The organism is Kitasatospora misakiensis, assembly GCF_042656005.1.
GTDB classification, from domain to species: Bacteria; Actinomycetota; Actinomycetes; order Streptomycetales; family Streptomycetaceae; genus Kitasatospora; species Kitasatospora misakiensis.
On record NZ_JBHSOF010000056.1, the window covers coordinates 11,995 to 32,699 of the forward strand.

The 20,705-nt window shown below is 71.8% G+C and carries 21 protein-coding genes; 3 read left to right on the top strand and 18 right to left on the bottom strand.

The annotated features are described in order from the left end of the window. Positions 1 to 14: 14 nt before the first annotated feature. The 13 genes from ACFP3U_RS31010 to ACFP3U_RS31070 form a co-directional block, all read right to left on the bottom strand. On the bottom strand, positions 15 to 932 hold the full coding sequence (locus ACFP3U_RS31010; RefSeq protein WP_380229055.1) for a phosphate ABC transporter ATP-binding protein: 918 nt from the start codon (positions 930 to 932) through the stop codon (positions 15 to 17). Between the two features lie 23 nt (positions 933 to 955). Further along, positions 956 to 1,864, bottom strand: a complete 909-nt coding sequence (locus ACFP3U_RS31015; RefSeq protein ID WP_380229056.1) for a sortase — start codon at positions 1,862 to 1,864, stop codon at positions 956 to 958. Next, positions 1,861 to 3,792, bottom strand: coding sequence for a phosphate ABC transporter substrate-binding protein PstS (locus ACFP3U_RS31020; protein WP_380229057.1), 1,932 nt, complete (start codon positions 3,790 to 3,792; stop codon positions 1,861 to 1,863). The genes ACFP3U_RS31015 and ACFP3U_RS31020 overlap by 4 nt, the downstream gene beginning before the upstream one ends. Positions 3,793 to 3,830: 38 nt before the next feature. Beyond that, complete coding sequence (gene pstA, locus ACFP3U_RS31025) at positions 3,831 to 5,120, bottom strand: phosphate ABC transporter permease PstA (RefSeq protein ID WP_380229058.1); 1,290 nt, start codon at positions 5,118 to 5,120, stop codon at positions 3,831 to 3,833. Positions 5,121 to 5,203: 83 nt separating this feature from the next. Next, a complete protein-coding gene (pstC, locus tag ACFP3U_RS31030) occupies positions 5,204 to 6,223 on the bottom strand; it encodes a phosphate ABC transporter permease subunit PstC (protein ID WP_380229059.1) in 1,020 nt (339 codons plus the stop codon). A gap of 161 nt (positions 6,224 to 6,384) precedes the next feature. Then, positions 6,385 to 9,054, bottom strand: a complete 2,670-nt coding sequence (locus ACFP3U_RS31035; RefSeq protein ID WP_380229060.1) for a hypothetical protein — start codon at positions 9,052 to 9,054, stop codon at positions 6,385 to 6,387. A 315-nt stretch (positions 9,055 to 9,369) separates the two neighbouring features. Further along, positions 9,370 to 9,969: a hypothetical protein gene (locus ACFP3U_RS31040; RefSeq protein WP_380229061.1), complete on the bottom strand. Its 600-nt coding sequence runs from the start codon at positions 9,967 to 9,969 to the stop codon at positions 9,370 to 9,372. Between the two features lie 203 nt (positions 9,970 to 10,172). Continuing rightward, entirely contained in the window at positions 10,173 to 11,234 is a 1,062-nt protein-coding gene (locus ACFP3U_RS31045) for a PstS family phosphate ABC transporter substrate-binding protein (RefSeq protein WP_380229062.1), read from the bottom strand. A 419-nt stretch (positions 11,235 to 11,653) separates the two neighbouring features. Next, positions 11,654 to 12,061, bottom strand: a complete 408-nt coding sequence (locus tag ACFP3U_RS31050) for a hypothetical protein (protein ID WP_380229063.1) — start codon at positions 12,059 to 12,061, stop codon at positions 11,654 to 11,656. After that, positions 12,051 to 12,509: a YegP family protein gene (locus ACFP3U_RS31055; RefSeq protein WP_380229064.1), complete on the bottom strand. Its 459-nt coding sequence runs from the start codon at positions 12,507 to 12,509 to the stop codon at positions 12,051 to 12,053. The genes ACFP3U_RS31050 and ACFP3U_RS31055 overlap by 11 nt, the downstream gene beginning before the upstream one ends. 234 nt (positions 12,510 to 12,743) lie before the next feature. Continuing rightward, positions 12,744 to 14,558, bottom strand: coding sequence for a sensor histidine kinase (locus ACFP3U_RS31060; protein ID WP_380229065.1), 1,815 nt, complete (start codon positions 14,556 to 14,558; stop codon positions 12,744 to 12,746). A 108-nt stretch (positions 14,559 to 14,666) separates the two neighbouring features. Continuing rightward, positions 14,667 to 14,813, bottom strand: a complete 147-nt coding sequence (locus ACFP3U_RS31065; RefSeq protein ID WP_380229066.1) for a hypothetical protein — start codon at positions 14,811 to 14,813, stop codon at positions 14,667 to 14,669. Next, positions 14,813 to 15,277: a hypothetical protein gene (locus ACFP3U_RS31070; protein ID WP_380229068.1), complete on the bottom strand. Its 465-nt coding sequence runs from the start codon at positions 15,275 to 15,277 to the stop codon at positions 14,813 to 14,815. The genes ACFP3U_RS31065 and ACFP3U_RS31070 overlap by 1 nt, the downstream gene beginning before the upstream one ends. A 162-nt stretch (positions 15,278 to 15,439) precedes the next feature. Between ACFP3U_RS31070 and ACFP3U_RS31075 the strand changes: the two genes are divergently transcribed. Continuing rightward, complete coding sequence (locus tag ACFP3U_RS31075; protein ID WP_380229069.1) at positions 15,440 to 15,700, top strand: GntR family transcriptional regulator; 261 nt, start codon at positions 15,440 to 15,442, stop codon at positions 15,698 to 15,700. Positions 15,701 to 15,833: 133 nt separating this feature from the next. Here the strand turns inward: ACFP3U_RS31075 and ACFP3U_RS31080 are convergent, their stop codons facing one another. From ACFP3U_RS31080 to ACFP3U_RS31100, 5 genes are all read right to left on the bottom strand, one after another. Continuing rightward, a complete protein-coding gene (locus ACFP3U_RS31080) occupies positions 15,834 to 17,015 on the bottom strand; it encodes a methyltransferase domain-containing protein (protein ID WP_380229070.1) in 1,182 nt (393 codons plus the stop codon). Beyond that, positions 17,016 to 17,180: a hypothetical protein gene (locus tag ACFP3U_RS31085; protein WP_380229071.1), complete on the bottom strand. Its 165-nt coding sequence runs from the start codon at positions 17,178 to 17,180 to the stop codon at positions 17,016 to 17,018. Between the two features lie 133 nt (positions 17,181 to 17,313). After that, positions 17,314 to 17,451, bottom strand: a complete 138-nt coding sequence (locus ACFP3U_RS31090; RefSeq protein ID WP_380229072.1) for a hypothetical protein — start codon at positions 17,449 to 17,451, stop codon at positions 17,314 to 17,316. A gap of 66 nt (positions 17,452 to 17,517) precedes the next feature. Then, positions 17,518 to 17,988: an NUDIX domain-containing protein gene (locus tag ACFP3U_RS31095; RefSeq protein WP_380229091.1), complete on the bottom strand. Its 471-nt coding sequence runs from the start codon at positions 17,986 to 17,988 to the stop codon at positions 17,518 to 17,520. Between the two features lie 523 nt (positions 17,989 to 18,511). Continuing rightward, entirely contained in the window at positions 18,512 to 19,033 is a 522-nt protein-coding gene (locus ACFP3U_RS31100) for an ATP-binding protein (protein ID WP_380229073.1), read from the bottom strand. 355 nt (positions 19,034 to 19,388) lie between these two features. Here ACFP3U_RS31100 and ACFP3U_RS31105 point away from each other — a divergent pair, with 355 nt between their 5' ends. Both ACFP3U_RS31105 and ACFP3U_RS31110 read left to right on the top strand, forming a co-directional pair. Further along, positions 19,389 to 20,246: a helix-turn-helix domain-containing protein gene (locus ACFP3U_RS31105; RefSeq protein WP_380229074.1), complete on the top strand. Its 858-nt coding sequence runs from the start codon at positions 19,389 to 19,391 to the stop codon at positions 20,244 to 20,246. After that, entirely contained in the window at positions 20,243 to 20,464 is a 222-nt protein-coding gene (locus tag ACFP3U_RS31110; protein ID WP_380229075.1) for a DUF397 domain-containing protein, read from the top strand. The genes ACFP3U_RS31105 and ACFP3U_RS31110 overlap by 4 nt, the downstream gene beginning before the upstream one ends. The last annotated feature ends 241 nt before the right edge of the window (positions 20,465 to 20,705 follow it).

Consider the following 20,705-nt stretch of genomic DNA (forward strand, 5'->3'; position numbering starts at 1 on the left):
CGCGGCGGACCCGGTCAGCCGAAGCGGCCGTTGACGTAGTCCGAGGTGCGCTGGTCGCGCGGGTCCTGGAAGACCTGCTCGGTCGGCCCGGCCTCGACGATCCGGCCGGGGGTGTCGTGGGTGGCCAGGAAGAACGCGCAGCTCTGCGAGACGCGCTGGGCCTGCTGCATGTTGTGGGTGACGATCACGACGGTGAGCCGCCCGCGCAGCTCCGCGATGGTCTCCTCGACCCGGCGGGTGGAGGTCGGGTCGAGCGCCGAGCAGGGCTCGTCCATCAGCAGGATGTCCGGCGAGACCGCCAACGACCGTGCGATGCACAGGCGTTGCTGCTGGCCGCCGGAGAGCGAGCCGCCCGGGGCGTCCAGTCGGCCGGCCACCTCGTCCCAGAGGCCGGCCTGGCGCAGGCTGGTCTCCACCAGGTGGTCGCGCTGGTCCTTGGCGACCTTGATGCCGGCGAGCTTGAGCCCGCTGGAGACGTTGTCCTTGATGGACATCGCCGGGAACGGGTTGGGCCGCTGGAACACCATGCCGATCCGGCGGCGCACCTCGGCCGGGCGGCGGCCGGGGCGGTAGACGTCGTCGCCGTCCAGCAGGACCTCGCCGGAGAGCGCGGCGCCGCGGACCATCTCGTGCATCCGGTTGAGGATCCGCAGGTAGGTGGACTTGCCGCAGCCGGAGGGGCCGATCAGGGCGGTCACCTCCCCGGCGGGCATGGCGAGCGAGACCCGCTCCAGCACCTTGCGGGTGCCGAACCAGGCGGAGACCTCCCGGGTCTCCAGACCGGCCAGTCCGGGCTCGTCCGGGTAACCCTGGTAGTGCGCGTCCTGCGGGTAGAGCAACTGCTGCCCGGAGGCCCCGGGGGCCTGGTCGGGCGGTACGTCGGTCAGCGGTGCGTCGGTCATCGGTGCGTCGGTCATCGGTGCGTCGGTCATCGGTACGGTCCTCCGGGCGCGCGTCAGTAGAGGTTGGGCAGCAGGGCGGCGGCGTTCTCGTAGACCGCCCAGAGCAGCGCGCCGACCACCGGCGCGAGGCTGAGGTAGGCGGCGGAGCGGTGCCAGTGCCGGGCCAGCACGACGGCGGCGACCACCGCGCCGAGCAGTCCCAGCGTCCACAGCTGCAGCGCGGCCAGCGCGCCCTTGTCGGCGGCCAGCGCCTTGTCGTACGGCACGGTGGCGGGGCGGCCGCCCGGGTTGGCCACCGGGTCGCCGTCCAGCCGGGCGCCGATCATCACCGTCGAACCCGGGATCCAGTCGGAGTCGCCGGTCACCAGCACCAGCCGGTTGCGGGCCGGGTCGGCGATCGGGTGGTCCTGGTCGCCGTACACGTTGACGGTGTAGGTGAACGTGCCCTGGCCGGTGGTGGCCTGGATCCTGTCGCCCACCCGCAGCTCGGTGAGCCGGCCGAACGGCGCCCCGAAGGTCGCCCCGCGGCCGAACAGCACCGCGACCCCGGTCTGCCCGGGCAGCGCGGTGTCCCGGCGGTGGCCGGGACCGCGCATGAGGTCCCGGCCGGTGGTGCCCTCCACCACGACGGACCGGTGCAGCCCGATCGCCGGGATGTCCAGCAGCGCGACGGGGGCGCCGTCGGCGGCCCGGCCGGTCGGGGCGGTCGCCTTGCCGAGCTGGTCCCGGTAGGACTTGTAGGCGGTGGACTGGAAGTGCTTCTGCTGGACGTGCGAGAGGGTGAACAGGTAGCCGACGAAGCCCAGGGTGAGCGCCGCGAGCAGGCTCACCGCCCAGGCTGCCTGGAGGAAGCGGACCCGCCCGACCGTCCGGCCGGAGCCCCCGTCCCCGGTCGAAGCGGGATGCGGGACCGGGACCGGGGCGGCGGCCGGGGACGGCTTCTCCAGCACCGGGGCGGTCACGACCGGCCCCCGTTGTCGTGGCGGCGGCGCAGCAGGCGCCGGCCGAGCAGCGGCGGCACGACGACGACCGCGAGCAGTTCGAGCGCGGTGAGCACGGTGAGCGTCCAGTCCTCGGGCCGGCCGCCGACGTTCACCACGTCCGCGGCCACCTCGGTGGCGGTGCCGCCGCCGCGACCGCGCGCGACCACCTGACCGGTCTGCGGGTCGACGACCTGCTCGCCGGCCTGGCCGTCGCCCTCGACGGCCGCCGCGTTCGGGTCGGTGGCCTCGCCGGCCGGCGCGTTGGGGTCGCCCGCCGCTCCGGTGCCGGCGGCCGGGTCGCCGCCGGTCGTCCCGGCGCCGCCCGTGCCGCCGCCGGTTCCGGCCGCACCCGGGGTCTTGGCGCCGGCGCCCTGGCCGGTGCCGGTCTTGCCGATGGTCCCGGCGCCGCCCGTGGTGGCCGCGCCGCCGGTGCCGCCGGTGCCGCCCGCGGCAGCGCCGCCGGAGGCCGAACCGCCCGAGCCGGAGCCCGAGCCGCCCGCCGCCGCGCCGCCGGAGGCCGAACCTGAGCCCCCCGAGCCGGTCTTCACCGGCTGGCCGTTCTCCACCTTGCAGTCCAGCGGGGTGCCCTTGGCGTCGCACGCGCTGGGCTGCGGGGCGCTGTCGAGGATGGTCAGCTGGCCCGCCGCGTTCAGGGTCGGGTTGGCGCAGCCGGCCAGGGTGTCCGGGTTGACGGTGCTCGCGTTGCCGGGGATGTGCTGGGTCTGGAGCAGGCCGCCGCGGACCAGGCCGCGCGGGATGGGCGAGTAGCCGAGGTCGTCCGCCTCGCCCTGGCCCTGGCAGAGCACGTAGGAGAGGAACCGGCTGAGCGCCGAGCCCTTGTCGTTGGAGAACTTCGGCAGCGCCTGGAGCGAGTTGCTGCGCGGCACGATCAGGTAGCTGTAGCTGGACAGCGGGTACGAGCGCTTGTCGCCGTTGGTGTAGACGCCGTCGAGGTTCTGCTGGAGGTAGTTCGGGTCGTCCGGCGGCGTGCTGTCGTCGACGCCGCGGATCCTGGCCGCGGTGAGCGCCACGGCGACGTTGGAGGCGGTCGGCAGGGTGTAGTAGCCGGCCGGGTTGAGGACCTTCACCACCGGCCAGTCGCTGCGCTTGGCGAAGGCGTACTCGTCGTAGCCGATGGTGCCCTCGCCGGAGCTGGCCTTGATGTAGGTGGCGACGACGTCCGAGCCGCTCTGCGCGGTCATCCGGCCGGAGGGCGGGAAGAACTCGGTGTAGTCGCCGCAGCTGACGCCGTTGACGGCCTTGCAGTACTCCTCCCACTGGGACGGGAAGGAGTGGCTCATCCAGCGGGTGAACTGCGCGGTCGCGCCGGAGCCGTCGGAGCGGACCACCGGGGTGATCGGGATGTTCGGCAGCGCCTTGCCGTAGTCCGCGGTGATCTTCGGGTCGTTCCAGTTGGTGATCTTGTTCGTGAAGATGTCCATGATCGTCTGGGTGGAGAGCCGCAGGTCGCGGACCTGCTTGCCGCCGACGGTCAGGTGGTACATCAGCGCCGTGCCGCCGGCGGTGATCGGCACGTAGGAGTAGCCGTAGACGACCTTCTCCACGCCGGCCTGGCCGGCGCGCTGGGCGGCCTCGCCGGCACCGGTGTCCGCCCGGGTGCGGAACGGCACGTCGGAGGCGCTGAAGTCGTTCCGGCCGGTGTTCCAGTCCTGCCGGCCGACGGCCGAGCCGACGGCGTTGAAGTCGATCTGGATGCCCTGCGGGCCGACGTCCTGGCGCCACTGGTCGATCGCCGGGAAGGCCCAGCTGGAACCGCTGGCCGTGAGCGCGACGGCGGCGTGCGCCGGGGTGGCCTGCCCCAGCAGCGCCGAGCCGACCGCGAGCAGGGTGGACAGCAGCACGCCCAAGGGGCGCTTCAGGGGGCGGCGTTCGGCCTCCCGCGACATGGGAACTCCTCTGGTGCGGAGGGTGGTGGCGGGGAACATCAGTGCTCCCCGGTGGCGACGGCCGGCCGGAGCGGCGCGGGAGCGGTGGCGGAAGCGGGAGCGGCGACCGGGACCGGACGGAGCGCCCGGGCCTCCCGCTCGGCCCGCGCCAGCCGGCGCTTCTGACGGCGGCTCGGCTCCCCCGCCGCCCGGCCGCCGAGCATCCGGGCGGTGACGAAGAGGATCAGCACGACCGCCATCAGGGTCAGACCGGCCGCGAAGGCCCGGGCGACCATCTCGTCGACCGGCAGCTTGACGTAGCTCCAGATGTAGAGCGGCAGCGAGATCTGGTGGCCCTCGAAGGGGTTGGCGTTCATCCGGGAGGTGAAGCCCGCGGTCAGCAGGACGGGCGAGGTCTCGCCGACCGCCCGGGCCATGCCCAGCACCACGGCCGTCACCAGACCGCGCCGGGCGGTCGGCAGGACGACGTTCCAGACCGTCCGCCACTGGCTGCCGCCCAGCGCGTAGGAGGCCTCCCGCAGGGTGCCGGGGACGAGCCGGATGACCACCTCGGCGGCCCGGGTGACGATCGGCATCATCATCACGGTCAGCGCCAGTGAGGCGGCGAAGCCGCTCTTGTCGAAGCCGAAGGTGAGGATGACGATCCCGAGGATGAACAGGCCCGCGACGATCGACGGCAGCGCCGTCATCGCCTCGACCAGGGTCCGCACCGGGCGGGCCATCCGGCCGCCCACCTCGGACATGAAGACCGCCGCGGCGATGCCCAGCGGGACGGCGAACAGCGTGGCCAGGCCCAGTTGTTCGAGCGAACCGACCACCGCGTGGATCGCGCCGCCGGAGGTGATCGGCGACAGCGAGGCGGTCCGCTCCATCGTCTCGGTGAGGAAGTTCGCGTGCTGGGCCGCCTCGTAGCCGCGCGAGGCGACGTAGCCGATCTGGTCGGCGATCAGCCCGACGACCAGCGCGCCGGAGCTCCAGGCGACCACCGAGGCCAGCCGCTCGCGCACCATCAGCCCGCCCCACTGGAGGCGGCCGAGGCCGTAGTAGCCGACCAGGAAGAGCAGGTACCAGCAGAGCAGGAAGCCGAGCGCGCCGCTGAACGGCAGCACCCGCTCGTACAGCACCCAGTCGAGCCCGAACGAGCCGACGAGCGCGCCGAGGACGGTGAACACGTCCTCCCGGGTGACTCCGCCCAGCTTCAGCTTCCGTTCGGGGCCCGCGAACAATTCGGCGGACGGCTCCGCGAACAATTCGGCGGACGGCTCCGCGAACAATTCGGCGGACGGCTCGGCGGACGGCTCGGCGGGCGCCTTGTCGAGGGTGGTCATCGGTGCGTCCCTTCACGGCGGCGGAGCGGTGGCAGCGGTCGGGGCCCGCGGCCCCGGTGACGGGTTCTCTGAGCGGCCACGGGTCAGTCCGCCGTCGCCGTGCCGGAGCGCGAGCGGTTGATCACGAAGCCCGCGCCCACGTTGACCAGCAGGGTGAGCGCGAACAGCACCAGGCCGGCCGCCATCAGCGCGGAGAGCGACAGCGAGTCCGACTCGCCGAACCGCAGCGCGATCAGGGCTGAGATCGAGTTGCCGCCGTTCTCCAGGATGTGGGTCATCGGCTTGAAGCTCGGCGAGATGATCAGCGCGACGGCGATGGTCTCGCCCATCGCGCGCCCGAAGCCGAGCATCACCGCGCCGATCACACCGCCGCGCCCGAACGGCAGCACCACCGTGCGCACCATGCCCCACCGGGTCGACCCCAGCGCGTACGCGCCCTCGCGCTCGCCCTGCGGGGCCTGCGAGAACACCTCGCGGCTCAGCGAGGTGATGATCGGGATGATCATCAGCGAGACCACCACACCCGCGATGAAGGTGGACGAGGTGTAGGAGGTGCCGATGTCGCCGGTCCGCACCTTCAGGAAGGGGACGGTGTCGCCCACGTGGTTGGTCAGCCAGCGGGAGAAGCCGATGATCCGCGGCTGGAGGAAGAACAGGCCCCAGAGTCCGTAGACGATGCTGGGGATGGCCGCCATCAGGTCGACCAGCGAGATCAGCGCGGCGCGCAGCCGCACCGGCGCGTACTCCGAGATGAAGACCGCCGCCGCGATCGCCACCGGAACGGCGATGACCAGCGCGATCACCGCGATCAGGATGCCGTTCGGCAGGACGGCGGCGATGCCGAAGTTGTGCGCCTGCGTCTGCCACTTCGTCTCGGTGAAGAAGTCGACGCCCACCGCCCGGAGCGCCTGGGCGCCGCGCAGCAGCAGGAAGAAGGCGATCAGCCCCATGATCGCGAAGACCGAGAGGCCGGCCGCCCGCAGCAGGCCGCGGAACACGCGGTCGCCCTTGGTGGCGGGGGAGGTGATGGTGCGGGGTACGTCGGGGTCGGGCTGGCGTGGAGCCTCGGCGTGGGGTGCCGCAGGCTCGGCGGCGGCTGTCATCTGCTCTCCGGCGCGCTCGGTGGGAACTGCTCGGTCCAGGGATCGGTGGACGGGCGCCGCCGCCCCGGCGCGCACGCCGGGACAGGGGTACCCGCCCCCGGGAAGGGGACTCGGCGGGGCCGGGACGGCGGCCCCGCCGAGTCCTCACCGGTCGGGCGGTGTCAGGGCCGGCGGCGGATCCGCGCCCACACGGTGCGCGTGGCGCCGATCACCCGCGCACCGGCCGCGGTGCCGCCCAGCAGCAGCGCGGCCGGACCGCCGACCAGCAGCACCAGGCCCGCGATCAGCGCGATCGGCAGCAGCAGGCGCGCTCCGCCGGACCGGTCCGGGGCGGGCGAACCCGCCGCCTTCGGCGCGGCGGCGGCCGGGCCGGTGCCCCGGCCCGGTGTCGCGCCGGCACCCGTGCCTGCGGCCGCGGCGGGCTCGGCGGCCGGCTGCGCGGCGGGCGCACCCGCCGCGGGGGCCGCGCCGCCACCGGTCGTGCCGGTGGACCCGAGGCCGCCGCTGCCGGAACCGCTGCTCCCGCCGGTGCCGCCGGTGCCGCCGTCGGTCCCCGTGGCGGTGCCGCCGGTCGTCCCCGTACCGCCCGTGGAACCCGTACCGCCCGTACCGCCCGTCGTCCCCGCACCGCCGGTGCCGCCCCCGGTGGAACCGCCGGTCCCCTCGGCCGGCGTGCCACCGCTGCCGGAGCCGCCCGAGCCGCCGGCACCCGGCTCCGGCTCGTGCTCACCGCCGCCCGGCTCGGCCGGCGGCTTCTGGTTGCCCGGCCACCTGCCGTCCTGCGCCTCGACGTGCCGGATCGCCTCCTGGGCCTGCGCCCGCTGGTCCTTGGTCAGCGCCAGGAAGCCCTCGGGCAGCCGCCCCGGCTCCACGCCGTAGAGCTGGCCGGTGTCGGTGACGGTCTTCAGGAAGCGGGTGACCGCGGCCGTCCGGTCGCCGAGCCCGCCGGTCGGCGCCATCGCGTACTGGACGACCGTCAGCGGGTACGCCCGCTGGTCCCGCCCGTAGCCGCTGTCCGCCTGGCCGTAGGGCAGCAGCTGGGTACCGGTGGCGGGGTCCACCGGCATGTCCGCCACCGCGGCCTGGAAGGCGTTGGCCGTGGGCGACACATAGGCGCCCGCGGCGTTCAGCAGCGCCGCCTCGGGGAGGCTGTAGGCCTTGGCCTGGGCGCTGTCCAGGATCGCGAAGATGGTGCGCTGCCCGATCGCCTGCGCGGGGATCTTCTTGTGGGTGCCGTCGGCCTCGATGGTGGGCTGCCTACCGGTCGGCTGGCCCTGCTGCACCCACCGGATCAGGTCGCTGAGGCTGGTCTGCAGCGGGTTCCACTCGTACTGCTTCCAGTGCTCCACGTCCTCGGAGTTGTGCGGCTCGCCCGGCTTCACCACGATGCCGCTGTCGTCCTGCCTGATCAGCTGGTCGACCGGGAACCCGGTGAAGCCCGGCCGGAGGTACCGGGTGTTGATCCGGGTGCCCCACGGGTCGCGCTCGCCCTCCAGGAAGCGCGCGGCGTCCGGGTCGCTCGCGATCCAGGTGGTCAGCAGCGAGGTCATGTCGGTGGAGGTGCCGAGCACGATCGGCAGGCTGGGGGCCGTGCCGGAGCACTCCGGCCAGCTCTGGCCGCTCGCGGCCGGCAGCGGGTTCAGCTTCCTGAACTCCCCGTCGTCGAAGAGGCAGACGGGATTGCCCGCGACCGTGGGCAGCACGATGCCCGGCGAGGCGTAGGTCTGGGTGAGCATCTTGGCGAGCAGGCGCGGGTTCAGCCGCAGGTCCCGGAACTGCCGCCCCGTCTTCGGGTCGTCCACCCAGTACACGACCGAGATGCCGGTGTTGGTGATCGGCGCGTACACATAGGGCCGGGTGGGCGTGTCCCGGTCCGGGAGGGCCGTCAGGCCGAGGTTCACCCGGGTGCCGCTCAGGAAGGACCGCCTGGCCTGGGGCTCGCCGCCGGCCGAGGTGTACTGGACGGCGAGCGGGGACTTCTCCAGGCAGAGGCCGGTGATCCACTGCTGCATGGCGCGGTTGGCCATCTCCAGGCCCGCCGCGACGATGTCCGGGTTCTGGGCCGCCCGGCACTCGTCCGGGGTGGCCGCGAAGTGGATCGGGATCACCGTCCGGTTGTTCCACGCGCACAGCTCGCCGCCGCGGTTGCCGGTGGTCGGGTTGTCGTACGTCCCGTCCACGATCGCGTCCGAGGCCGTGAACATGAAGAAGCCGTCGTTGTCGACCGAGTGGTCCGCGCAGTCCGGCTGTCCGCCCCGCAGCTGGTAGAAGTCCAGCGGGTCGCCGCCGTAGTTGGCCTCGACCACGATGGAGCAGGCGTGCTGGGCGTCGCACCCGAGCGAGGGGCTCAGCTTCTTCGACCAGAGCTCGATCGCGGCGGCGCCGGAGCCGTCCGCGCCGGTCACCGCGATCCGCATGTTGGACGGGAAGTCCGGCGTGGTGGTGCCCTCCCGAGGGGTCGGCTGCTCGAACTCCTTCGCCGGATCGGCGTTGAACAGCGTGCTGCCGTAGCAGTCGGTGACCTTGGGATCGGCCCCCCGGCACTGGTAGATCCGGACGGGGTACAGGACTTCGTCGTTCCGCTGGTTCACCGCGGTGGGGAAGTGCCCGTCCACCCGGCTGACGCTCGGGGTGAAACCGCTCCAGGAGACCTGGACCACCTGGTCCGTGAGGTTGTCCGTCTGCGAGACGGTGACGCTCCCGTTGGGCCCGTAGGCCGACACGGGCGCCGGCTGCCAGACCTTCGGCCCCGTCACGGTGACCGACGAGGCCGCGCTCGCCCCGGTCACGGTGCCCAGCCCGACCGGCACCGTCACCAGGGCACCCACCACGGCCAGGACGAGAGTCAGCGAGGGTAGTCGCCGACGCCACCGCCCTCGCGCTCTCGGTTCGGGTACGCGGAATCTCATGACTGGCACCTCCGGGAGTGGCGAGCCGCCCGGGGGCGGCACGAGGGGATGTCGCGCTCGGGCTGACGGCTCCGGTTGCCTACTATTCGGCCAGCCCGACATGGCCGGATCCGGTCGACCGGATGTACGAGGCCACAACGCGACGACTCCGTACCGGAGTTGGGAACTCCACATGCCGGTGGGCCCGCGCCGGAGCGCGGGCCCGCGGTGCTGCGGCGACGCCTTCTTGACGCTGGATCAGCTGCCGGGGGTGAAGGACACCGCGAGCGAGCCGACCGACTGGCCGCCCTTGAAGAAGGAGGTGTTGAGCTTGGAGTCCAGGTACTGCGCGCCCGCCGCGTCCACCTGGAGGTCGGACGAGGCCAGGGTCTGAACGCCGCCGGCCCGGGAGACCTGGCTGTCGCCGGCCGGGTCCAGCAGCGCGACCGGGGCGGTGCCGCCGACCGGGACGCCGGTGATCTGCCAGTTGCCGACGCTGAAGTGCAGCTGCTTGAAGGTGGCGCTCCTGCCGGTGAACACGTTGACGAAGAGCAGGCCGCCGCCGAGGTCGATGTCGCCGTAGTAGGCGGACAGGTCGCCCGAGCCACCCGTCACCGGGAAGGTGGTGGTGATGCCCGTGGCGCTGTCGTACGCGGGGGCGGCGGCCGGCAGCGGGATGACCACGATGCCGTTGAGCGCCTGGTCCTTCAGGAAGGCGGTGCTGGAGGTGACCACCGCGCTGCCGGTGGGCGGCGTGCTCGCCGGAGCCGCGTCGGCGACGGCCGCACCGCTCATGCCGGTGACGGCGAGAACGACGGCGGCACCGGTCGCGGCGAGGCGGGCGCGGGTACGGGACATGCTGGACTCCTTGGGAGAGGTGGAGGCGGTGCTGGGTGGAGCGGGCGCGCCACGCGGGCGGCGGGTGGCCACGCGGTCGGCGGGCGGCCGACGGCGGGTGGCGGGCAGCCGACGGCCACGGGCGCGAGGCCCGTGGCCGCCGGTCGGTGCGGGTGGCGCTGGTGGTGCTGGTGGCGCTGGTGACGCGGGTGCGGCGGGGTGGATCAGATGTGGGTGGTGGAGCCGCAGGCGCCGTTCGGCAGGGCGAGGAAGCCGTAGCTCTTGATGATGTTGGAGCCGGCGCCGCCGTTGGTGCAGATCCAGCCGCCGACACCGAAGATCGCCTTCAGGGCCGCGGCGTGGGCGTCGGTCGCGTTCCAGTCGGCGCTGCGGACGACGTTGTAGACCACGCGGCCGTAGGTGGTGCCGGCGAAGGCGGACGCGATGGTCTTGTTGACGGTGTCGACCGGGGCGACGCCGTTGACGTTGCGGACGGTCAGCGGGCCCTGGACGTCGCTTCCGGCGCCCTGGCCGTAGTAGACCTGGCCGACGTAGTGGGCGACGGAGTAGGGGACGACCGCGTTGCTGTCGTTCAGGACCGGGTCGCTGCCCTGGTTCTCCTGGGTACCGGAGACCACGCAGGCGCCCGGGACGACCGGGGTGCCGCTACCGATGGTCTTCAGGAAGAAGGTGCGGGTGCCGGAGCTGGTCTGCGGCAGGAAGGGCTTGATGGTGGCGTTGGTCAGCGACGGGTCGATCTGCTGCCAGTTGGTGATGGTGCACTCGTAGATGCCCTTGAGCTGGGCGGTGGTGAGGTTGGCCGGGGCGTTGCCGCCGCTCTTCGCGGCCCAGGACACGGCGTCCTTGGCGAGCGCGACGAACAGGTCGGTGGTCAGGTCGCCGGTCTGCGGGGCGCGCGAGGAGCGGGCGAAGTCGACCGTGGCGCTGGTGTTGGCGTCCAGGGCGGCGATGCCGGCGCCCGAGCCGTTCGGGCGGGCGATCGAGGTGGCACCGGTCTTGGTGGTGATCGGGGAGGAGCCGGTCGCGTCCCAGCTGTACAGACGCGGCGAGGTGGTGTTGCCCGCGGCGGTCAGGGCGGCATTGTAGCCGACCGACAGGCCGTTCAGGACGGACTGGGTGGTGTCGGAGCCGACACCCACGATGTCCTTCGCGGCCGGCAGGGTGGGCAGGGTCGACGGGTCGGCGGCGGCGGTGCCGGCGGCGACGGTGGCGACCGAGGTGGCGATGGCGGCGGCGGCGAGCAGCTTGGCAGCGGTCTTGCGCATGTTCCTCTTCCTCCGGTGGGAGAGACGTACATCGCTGTGCCCGGGTGCTGGTGGTCAGGCCCGGGACCGGTGGCCACGTCCGCGGCGGCCGCTCCGGCAGTGCCGATCCTGTCGGTCGGCGCGGTTCCGTCGGAAGGGCGGAGCGGAGCGGAGGGCGATTGTCGATTTCTCGGTTCGGAGAGGTTTAGCGACAGGTCAGCCCGGCCGTGGAGGGGGGAAAAGCCGCAGGTGGGAGGCCGGTGACGTTCTTCTCCAGGTGGCGGCTCGGGGGGTTGCCGGATACCTGTGCTTCACCGGAAGAGGGGGAAACGGGGCCCCGCACGGGGGCAGCGCCGGGGCGGTGCCGGGGCAGCGCCGGGGCGGTGCCGGGGCAGCGCGAGAAGCCGCCCGAGGGCGGCTGCGCTTCGGCGGACGGGCCGTCAGAACGGCCAGGCGTCGTCCCGGCCGGGGCGGCGCGACTCCTGGCCCAGCCGCTGGAGTCCGGCGAGGAAGCCGGCCACCCCGGCCTGGCACTGGTCCCGCCGGAGGTAGCCGCGGGCACTGCGCGCCACCGGGCCGGCCGCGCCGGCGGCGCCCGGGCGGGTGGTGCGGACCGGCAGGTACGCCGTCCACACCCAGAGCCGGGCCTCGGACTGGCCGACGGTGCAGCGCAGCGCGGCCCGCTCGATGATCAACTCACGGACCGCCTCGGCGAGTTCCGCCTCGGTGCGGTAGGTGCGCACGCCGACGCCGAGCTGCCGGCCGTTCGCCGCGCGCAGCGCCCAGGACAGCGAACGGTCGCCGACCGGGACGCCGAGCAGCCGCGGACCGCGCCGCTCAGCGGACATCGGATGTTCTCAACGACGGTCCTCTCTCCGGCAGTTCGGGGCGTTCTGGGCGCTCGGGGCGTTCGATGCGTTCGGGGCGTTCGAGGGCGGGCTGCTTGGCCAGCAGCACGACGAAGCGCCGGAAGGCGTTCTGGCAGGTCGCGTACCGCTCGTACGCGCGGCTGGAGCGCACCTCCGGGATGGCGCGGGTGCCGGGGACGACCCAGATCCACCCGATGCCGTCCCGGACGTGCGTGATCCGGGCGGTGAGCCCCTCGGCGCCGGCCCGTAAGCCGTCGAAGCCGCGCTCCGCCTCCCCGGCCGTCTCGTACGCGGCCTGGGTGACGGCGACGACGCGTCCGTTCGGTGCCTTCAGTTGCCAGCGGTACCGCCCGTCCGGTGCCCGTTCGACCCGGAACCCCCCGCGCCCTGCCCCTGCTGCGGTGTGACCGCGACTTGACGCGTCCACTGCTCCCCCACAGTCCGGTTTGCTCTCCGAGACGGGAGTAAAGCTATGTGTGCTGACGAGAGCACCGGAAGGCCACGAATTGCACAACTTGCTCCGTTGGCCGCGAAGTTCTCCCTCGTTAAACTTTCACCGACTGCACACCAACCGCGCGCCAACCACCCGCGCGGGCGCCGGGCCTCGTTCACCGACCGTTCGACGGCTCCCCCGGGACAGACCCACCACCTGCACGGGTGTTCAGAGCCGGGCCGTCCACCGCACCCGGGTGCCCCGGCCGTGCGGCCCGGGCTCGTGCCAGGCGTCGCCGCCGAGCGCCTCGGCGCGCCGGGCCAGATTGCGCAGGCCGCTGCGCCGACCGCCCTCGGGGATGCCGACGCCGTCGTCCGTGACGGTCAGCAGGACGCCCGGGCGCCCGCCCCGGTCGAGCGACTCCGGGTCGCCGCCGACCGGCCGCCCCTCGTCGTCCAGGTGCACGATCGCGTCGACCTCCACGCCGACCCGGGAGGCCCTGGCGTGCCGGGCCACGTTGGAGAGCATCTCCCGCAGTGCGGCCAGCAGTTGACGCCCGGTCTTCTCGCCGACCAGGCTCTCCACCGGGCCGACGAAGGAGACCGAGGGCTTGAAGCCGAGCGCCGCCGCGGTCTGGCTGCACTCGCGCAGCACCCGGGTGCGCAGGGTGTCGGGCGCGTCGCCGTGGTCGTCGTGTTGGAGCGCGTAGATGGTGGTGCGGACCTCCTGGATGGTGGCGTCCAGCTCGTCGACCGCCTCACCGATCCGGACCTTCACCTCGGGGACGATGGCCCGCCGGGCGGCCCCCTCCAGCATCATCCCGGTGGCGAACAGCCGCTGGATGACCAGGTCGTGGAGGTCGCGGGCGATCCGGTCGCGGTCCTGGAAGACGGCGAGCCGCTGCTGGTCGCGCTGGCCCTCCGCGAGCCGCAGCGCGAGCGCGGCCTGCGAGGCGAAGGTCTCGGCGAGCTGCTTCTCGGCGTCCGTGAACGGCTGCGCCCCGCGCGGACGCCAGACGCACAGACCGCCGAGCACCCGTCCGGCGGCGACCATCGGCACCGCCAGCGAGGGGCCGAAACTGCGGGCGAGCCGGATCACCACGGTCGGGTCGGTGGACATGTCGTCGAGATGGACGCTCTCCCCCAGGAGCAGCTTGGCCGCGACGCTGTTGCGCGGCATCAACTCACCCTGAAGGAACTCCGCCACTTCCCCGGACGCGTGGGCGACCCGCATCTGACCGTCCACGGTCGGCAGCAGGATCATGCCCAGCGCGGCGTCCGCCAGCTCCCGCACCTGCTCGGCGGCGACGGTCAGCGCGGACTCCGCCTGGTCGGTGGAGAGCAGCGCGGTCGTGACCGCCGCCGCACCGGCGATCCACCGCTCCCGGCGCAGGCCTTCCTCGTAGAGGCGGGAGTTCTCGATCGCGACGCCGGCCGCCGCGGCGAGCGCGTGCACCACCTGCTCGTCCTCGGGCGTGAAGGCGCCTCCCCCGCGCTTCTCGGTCAGGTAGAGATTGCCGAACACCTCGTCGCGAACCCGGATCGGTTCGCCGAGGAAGGTCTTCATGCCCGGGTGGTGCGGCGGGAAGCCGTACGAGCGCGGATCGGCTGTGAGGTCGCTCAGCCGCAACGGCTCGGGCCGGTCGATCAGCGCCCCGAGGATGCCCCGGCCGACCGGCAGCTCCCCGATCTCGGCGGCCGTGGCGTCGTCCACCCCGACGTGGATGAAGTCCGACAGCCCATGCCCACCCGGCGCGATCACCCCGAGCGCCGCGTACCGGGCGCCCACCAGCTCGGCGGCGCCGGTGGCGATCCGGTGCAGGGTGGCATGCAGGTCCAGCCCCGCCCCGACCGAGACGACCGCCTCCAACAACCGCTGCATCCGGTCCGTGACGGCGGCGGCCGACTGCAGTCGTTCCGACACCTCGGTGACCAGCGTGTCCAGCCCGAGCGAGGAGATCTCGGGGACACGGTGGGGCGCCTGCTCGTCGCCCTTCGGCTCACCGGGAGTGACGGGGTCAGGCAGCGATGGCGTGGGGTCCATGATGATGAGCGTAGTTTGTGCGGATTTCTGCCGATGGATGGCACGACCGACCGCCGATACGTGATCGGCGGTCGGCCGGAAACGTCCCCGGGGACACCCGCCCCGTGGTCAGCCCGCCGGGACGAGCTCCTGCGCGTACGGCACCGAGGCGACACAGCGGTGGGCGATGGAACCGACCAGTACGGGGCTCGCGGTGAGCCGGTGACAACGGGTGCAGCGCCGCGCAGCGGGCTTCCTGGTCTTTTCCTGAGCCATTACGCCACCTTCCCGGCGAGGGTGTGCGGGACACCGGTCGTGATGCTGTCGAGCCAATGCTCCGGGTCGGGCAGGTCGAGCGCGGCGGCGAACAATGCGGCCCTGCGGCGCCGCTGATCATCCGCATTCCGCTTCAACTCAAACTCGATGATCTTCGCCCACCGATCGGCCATTTCGTTCGCGCCGCGCCGCCTTGCTTGGTCCTGCTGCGAGGCGGTCATGCGCTCGAACGCGACCAGGTAGGCGGGCGCCAGGCTGGACGGCTGTTGGTGCACGGTCTCGCGCAGGTCGAGCACCGAGACGGGCCGAGTGGGCGCGCAGATGATGCGCCTCGGCTTGGCCAGCTCTACGGGCTCGGTGGGGGCGCAGACCACGACCAGAGGACGGAGGCGGCGGTGCCGGCCCCGAGCCGGCAGAACCAAGCGAAGGAGGGCCCGTAGGGCGAGGACGATAAAGTGGCGCATGTCGATTCAGCTCCCTAAAGCTGTTCGGCATTGCCCTCGAAGGCCCGGCCAGGCTTTCGGGGGTTTTTCGTTGCGACCCCAACATAGGGCAACTCATCTAAGTTATCTACCCACCTACTCATCTAAGTAGAGCGGATCGGGCTGCCTCTCTAGGCTGCTGTCATGTCTGATCGCCCGAAGCGCATACCGCCGTACCGTCTCGCGGCTGCCGAGTTGGCCGCCGAGATTCGGAGTGGCATCTACGACCAGGGCGAGCCGTTCCCTTCGGAGTCGGCTCTGTGTGCTCGGTTCGGCATGGCGACCATGACCATCCGACGGGCGCTCGAAGTGCTGCGCGAGGAACAAGGTCTGATCACCACCCGGTGGGGCAAGGGATCGGCGGTTGTGCCACCGGCCGAGCGTCCGGCCCCGGAAATCGAGTAGGCCCCGCCCTGCCGGAGTTCACCAGCGGGACGGGGCCGAAGGGGCGCGGGTAGGCATGGGCCGCTTGGAAAGTCAGACAAACGACCCATTGCCGTTGTACGAGGTTCAGCGACGCTCGCGCCCCGGTCTCACGCTATCGGGGGTGCGGGACTCGTACGGCCTTCCCCGGAAGGTCGAGCCAGTAGCTGTGCGACCCGTCGGGGGCCACGGTCAGCCCGAAGCGGTCGGGTCCGGGTTCGTCGTTGTCGAGCCACCAGGCATGCGCCCCGGCCGCCTCGTCCCACAGGCGCCGGGGGCCGTGCTGCCAGACCGTGAACCCGGTAGCGCCGTCCCCCGCCCAGTCCACGGCCGCCCACGACTTCGCGTCCGTGGTAGCGAGCCAGAGCCGGCGAGCGACGCCGTCCACGTCGGGATCGTTGTCCCATGCCTGCCAGACGTCGCCGAGGCGCATGCCGATGGTGAACGCGAGATCCCCCCGATCCTCCGCGATCTCGAACGCGGGCAGGTCAGTGTGTGACTCGTCGGGAACGTGCTCATCGCGGACCACGTCCCGGTAGAGGCGCACCCCGGATCGGTGCTTCCGATTGAGCATGAACGCGCTGTGCGGGCTGAACCACCCGGACGCGCTGCCGTCCTTGCCGACCGTCAGCAGCAACAGGCCCCACCCCACCCACGGGCTGTCCCACGGCAGCAGGACCAGGCCGCCGGGTGCGGTCTGTGCGACCAGGTCCGGCGGCACGGACCGGACCGCGCAAGTTGCGATCACGCGATCGTACGGGGAACCCGGGCCCCATCCACGGCTACCGTCACCGCACACCACCACAGGGGACAAGCCGAGGTCGTGCAGGGTGGTTCGGGCCCTTGCGGTCACGTCGGGGTCGACTTCGATGCTGGTGACCAGGTCCGATCCGAGACGGTGCGACAGCAGAGCCGCGTTCCAACCCGGTCCGGTGCCGATCTCCAGCACCCGCATCCCGTCCCGAAGGTCGAGCATGTCGAGCATGCGGAAGACGATCCCCGGATCGGACAGTGACGACGTGGGGACCGGGTCGTCGTCGGTCTCCCGGCCGTCGTTGATCTGGGTGACCACTGGGGCTTCCGCGTACGCGGAAGCCCACCAGTCGGCGGGGTCGGTGGTCCTGCTGATCGGCTTGAGTGTGTCCGCGTCCCAGATCAGTTCCGGCATGAAGCGGTGCCGGGGGACTGCGTAGGCAGCGGCTTCCCACTCGGGGGCCACATCGTGGCCGAGGTACTCCGCGACAGCCCGGAGCAGGCCGCGCGTGGCGGCCTGCCCCGTCTCGTGCTCAACGGTCAACTACTTCTCGTCCTTCTTGTGCTTGTTGTCGACCTTGCCGCTCTGGTGGTCGGCGGTCGTCTTGGAGTCGCTCGGGTCCTTCTTGCCCCCGTGCTTACCCTGGCCGCCGTCGTTGGAGCCCGATCCGCCCCCGCTGCTTCCGCCCTTGCCCGTTCCCCAAGCCATGGTCAATCCTCCTGTGTGGGTTGTCAGTTGGCTGTGCCAGTGACGGCCGGGGTGCCCGCCCTGGTTGCTGCCTAGTGGAACCCCGTCCCGACGGACCGCCGCTTTCCGACCGCCGGGACGGGAGCTGTAGGGGTCAGTCCGGCGAGACCTGCCCGTGCTGGTCGTAGCGCACGTTCTCCGCGGCGGACTGCGCCATGCTTCGCAGCACGGGGTCGGCGCTGTCGTCCCGGGCGAGATTGGCGACGGCTCCGAGGTTGGCGGCGAAGTCCAACGCGGCGTCGTCGTCGAAGTCAGGGGTTGCTCATCTGCACTGTTCCTTCGGTGGGGAGTATCGGGGTCAGCGAACGGGTCGCCCGCCGACCAGGACCGGGCTGGACCGCTGGGAGAGCTTGGAGTTCAGCGCGGCCTCGACCCGCCGGGCCTGGTCCGGCTGCATGAGGCTGTGCAGCTCGTTCATGGCGGCCCATCGGTGCCCGCGAAGGCCGCTTACTTCGACGGGGGGCACCGTGATGTACGGCTTGTCCCGCTCGGCAATGAGCCCGCCGTCGAAGATGATGTTCAGACCCTCGGGGTACCGGTCGGCCGGGACCCAGTCGACAGTGAGGGTGTGGGTGATGTGGCGGGTAAGGCCGGTCTCGGCGTGGAGGTGCCGGATAGCCGCCTTGTGGGGCGGCTCGTTCGCCTCGGCGCTGCCGCCGGGGAGAATCAGCCCGTCCTTGTAGACCGGGTCGAGGAGCAGAACCCGGCCCTCCATGTCCGTGAGCACCACGACACAGCCGATGCGGCGAACGGGCGGGTTGTGGAGGATGCGGGTGTCTCCGAAAGCCTGCGACTACATGCTCACGCTCCTTGAGTGAGGGGTCCGGCCACCACGCCGGGGTTGGGTGTCGGTGCGTGGGGAAAGGGGGCTCCGCACGGGCGACCTGGGCGGCCTTCTTCTCACCCATGCAGGATCAGTTCGGCCAACTGGGTGGCCAGTTCGGTGGTTGGGCCAGTTCCGATCGCTGATCACGACGTGCACGCCGAGGCGCCCGCGTCGCCAGATCTCGACCGTTCGGCGGGAGCTCACACGTACCCACCACAGACGGTCGGGCTCCTGGTCGCCCTGGTCCCAGCCGAGACCGCCGAGGAACAGCAAGGTGAAGCTGGCGAGGGACAACAGCCGGTCCATGCCCTGCCCTTCGCCCCCTGGACGGGGATCCGATCGAATCGGCGGTCCTCCCGGCGGACATGGGCCCGAACCGAGTGCCGGACGGCGGCGGCGCGCATCCGGCGCGCCGCCGCCGACCAACCGCCGAAGCCCGTGGGTCGGCGGCGGACCGAGACGGCGCTCACGCCGCAACCACCGGATCGCGCAACTGCGGACGACGGCCCGCTGCCCGCAGCAGCGTGTGCGCGCCCAGGGCGACCATCCACAGGGCGACCCCGGCGGTAGCCACCGTGGCACCCGCCGGGCCGGTCGCGGTCGGGCCGGCAAGCGGCAGTTCGAACCAGACGACCTTGCCGCCGCCCTCGGCCGGCCCCCAGCCGTACCGGGAGGCCAGCGCCTCGACCAGCGCGAGCCCACGTCCACCGGTATCCAGGTCGCCCGCCGTACGGAGCTGCGGCGCCCGGTCGCTCCGGTCCCTGACCGACACCCGCAGCACGGCCACGCCGATCGCCACCTCGACCCCGATCTCGCCCACCGCGTGCCGCAGCGCGTTGGTGACCAGCTCGGAGACGAGCAACTCGGCGCTGTCCGCCCTGTCCTCCGGCAGGCCGACTCCAGCTATGCGCAGGACATCCCGGAGCCGACGCCGGGCGACGCCGACGCTCTCGGGCACGGCCGAAAGATTGAAGCTGGTCTCGCACATGGCAGTTCCTCCCGCGGCCGATCAGACGGCATGAGGGTGCTTCCAGGGGAGCGACCGCAGTGGTCGCAGGTGATCGTCGGGCGGCAGCGAACTGCCGCCCGACGGCCAATTGCTGGTTCACAGGTGCATGCAGAGCACGACGGACACGGGCCAGCGAAGCCATCCAGCTAGCTCTTCGCAGCCCGGCACTCACAGGATGTCGCCTCCTCACCCATCAGCGCAAGCCATACGAAGAAGGAAATGAAAACATTCAATTCGAACCTGATTTCGGCCAGTTGAAGCATGAGCGAATGGTGGCGAGCAGGCTCACGGGGCGGGCACACTGGTCCAGCGACACTCAGGAGGGGCGATCATCATGGCTACAGCCGAGCCACGCGTGCCGACAGTCCGTCAGCGTCGACTCGCCGCAGATCTTCGACGCCTGCGCGAAGCGAAGGGGCTGTCGGCCGAACAGGTCGTCAGCAAGTTCCCGGGCATCCTCAACCTGCCCAAGCTCAGCCGGTACGAGAACGCCAGATCCGGCGCCAAGCCCGAGATCGTCGAGGCCCTGCTCGACCTCTACGGGTGCGACGAGGGGCTGCGGACGGTTCTGCTGAAGATCGCGGGGCAGAAGGACCAACGCGGTTGGTGGAAGGGCTACAGCGACACCATCAATCCGATCTACACCGACCTGATCTCGATGGAATCGCAGGCCGTGGAGGTGAAGGCATTCGAGCTGGGCTTCGTTCCCGGCCTTCTCCAGACTCCGGACTACGCAGCCGCGATCATCTCCAGGCTCTCTGCCGTGCCCACAGGCGTCGAGGCGATGGTCGACGTGCGAATCGCACGGCAGCGCGTCCTCACCCGGGAGAACCCGGTGAAGCTCTGCGCGGTCGTCCACGAAGCCGCCCTGGCGATAAACGCCGGCGAGGGCGTCATGCGTGAGCAGCTGAACCGCCTGGCCAAGATGAGCCGGCTCCCGAACATCCAGATCCAGGTCATGCCGGCGAACACCCGCCCGAACCCTGGGCTCAACGGGGCGTTCACGCTCCTTGAGTTTCCACAACGCGCCCTCGACGTCGTGCTGACCGGCGCTACGGTCCGCAGCAGTTGGGTCGAGGATCCGACGGAGGTGGATATCTACCGAGGGGGCTTCCACGAGATCATGGCTGCGGCCCTGAACGTGGACGACTCCCTCGATTTCATCATCGGAAAGAGGGACGAACTCACATGACCATCACCAACGCATCCTCCCTGCCCGTGACTTGGAGGAAGTCCAGCCGGAGCAACGAACGCGACAACTGCGTCGAGTTCGCCTTCCCCGACGCGCCGGGGTCGTTCGTCCGTGACTCGAAGGACCCCGGCGGGCCCGCCCTGGCACTGACCGCCGAGGGCCACGCCGCCTTCATCAAGGCCGTCGCACAGGGCGAGTTCGACTTCGGCCTCGTCTGACCTCGGGCACAACCACGGTCCGGCGCAGACGAAGTGCGCCGGACCGTGCCTGCTGTTCTACCCACCTCGGTGACCAGCGTGTCCAGCCCGAGCGACGAGATCTCGGGCACACGGTGCGGAGCCTGGTCGGGCTCCGGCCCCGAGGCGGCGAAGGCGGGCAGGTCTGGCGTGGGGTCCATGATGATGAGCGTGGTTTGTGCGGATTTCTACCGATACACGGCGCGACCGACCGCCGATACGT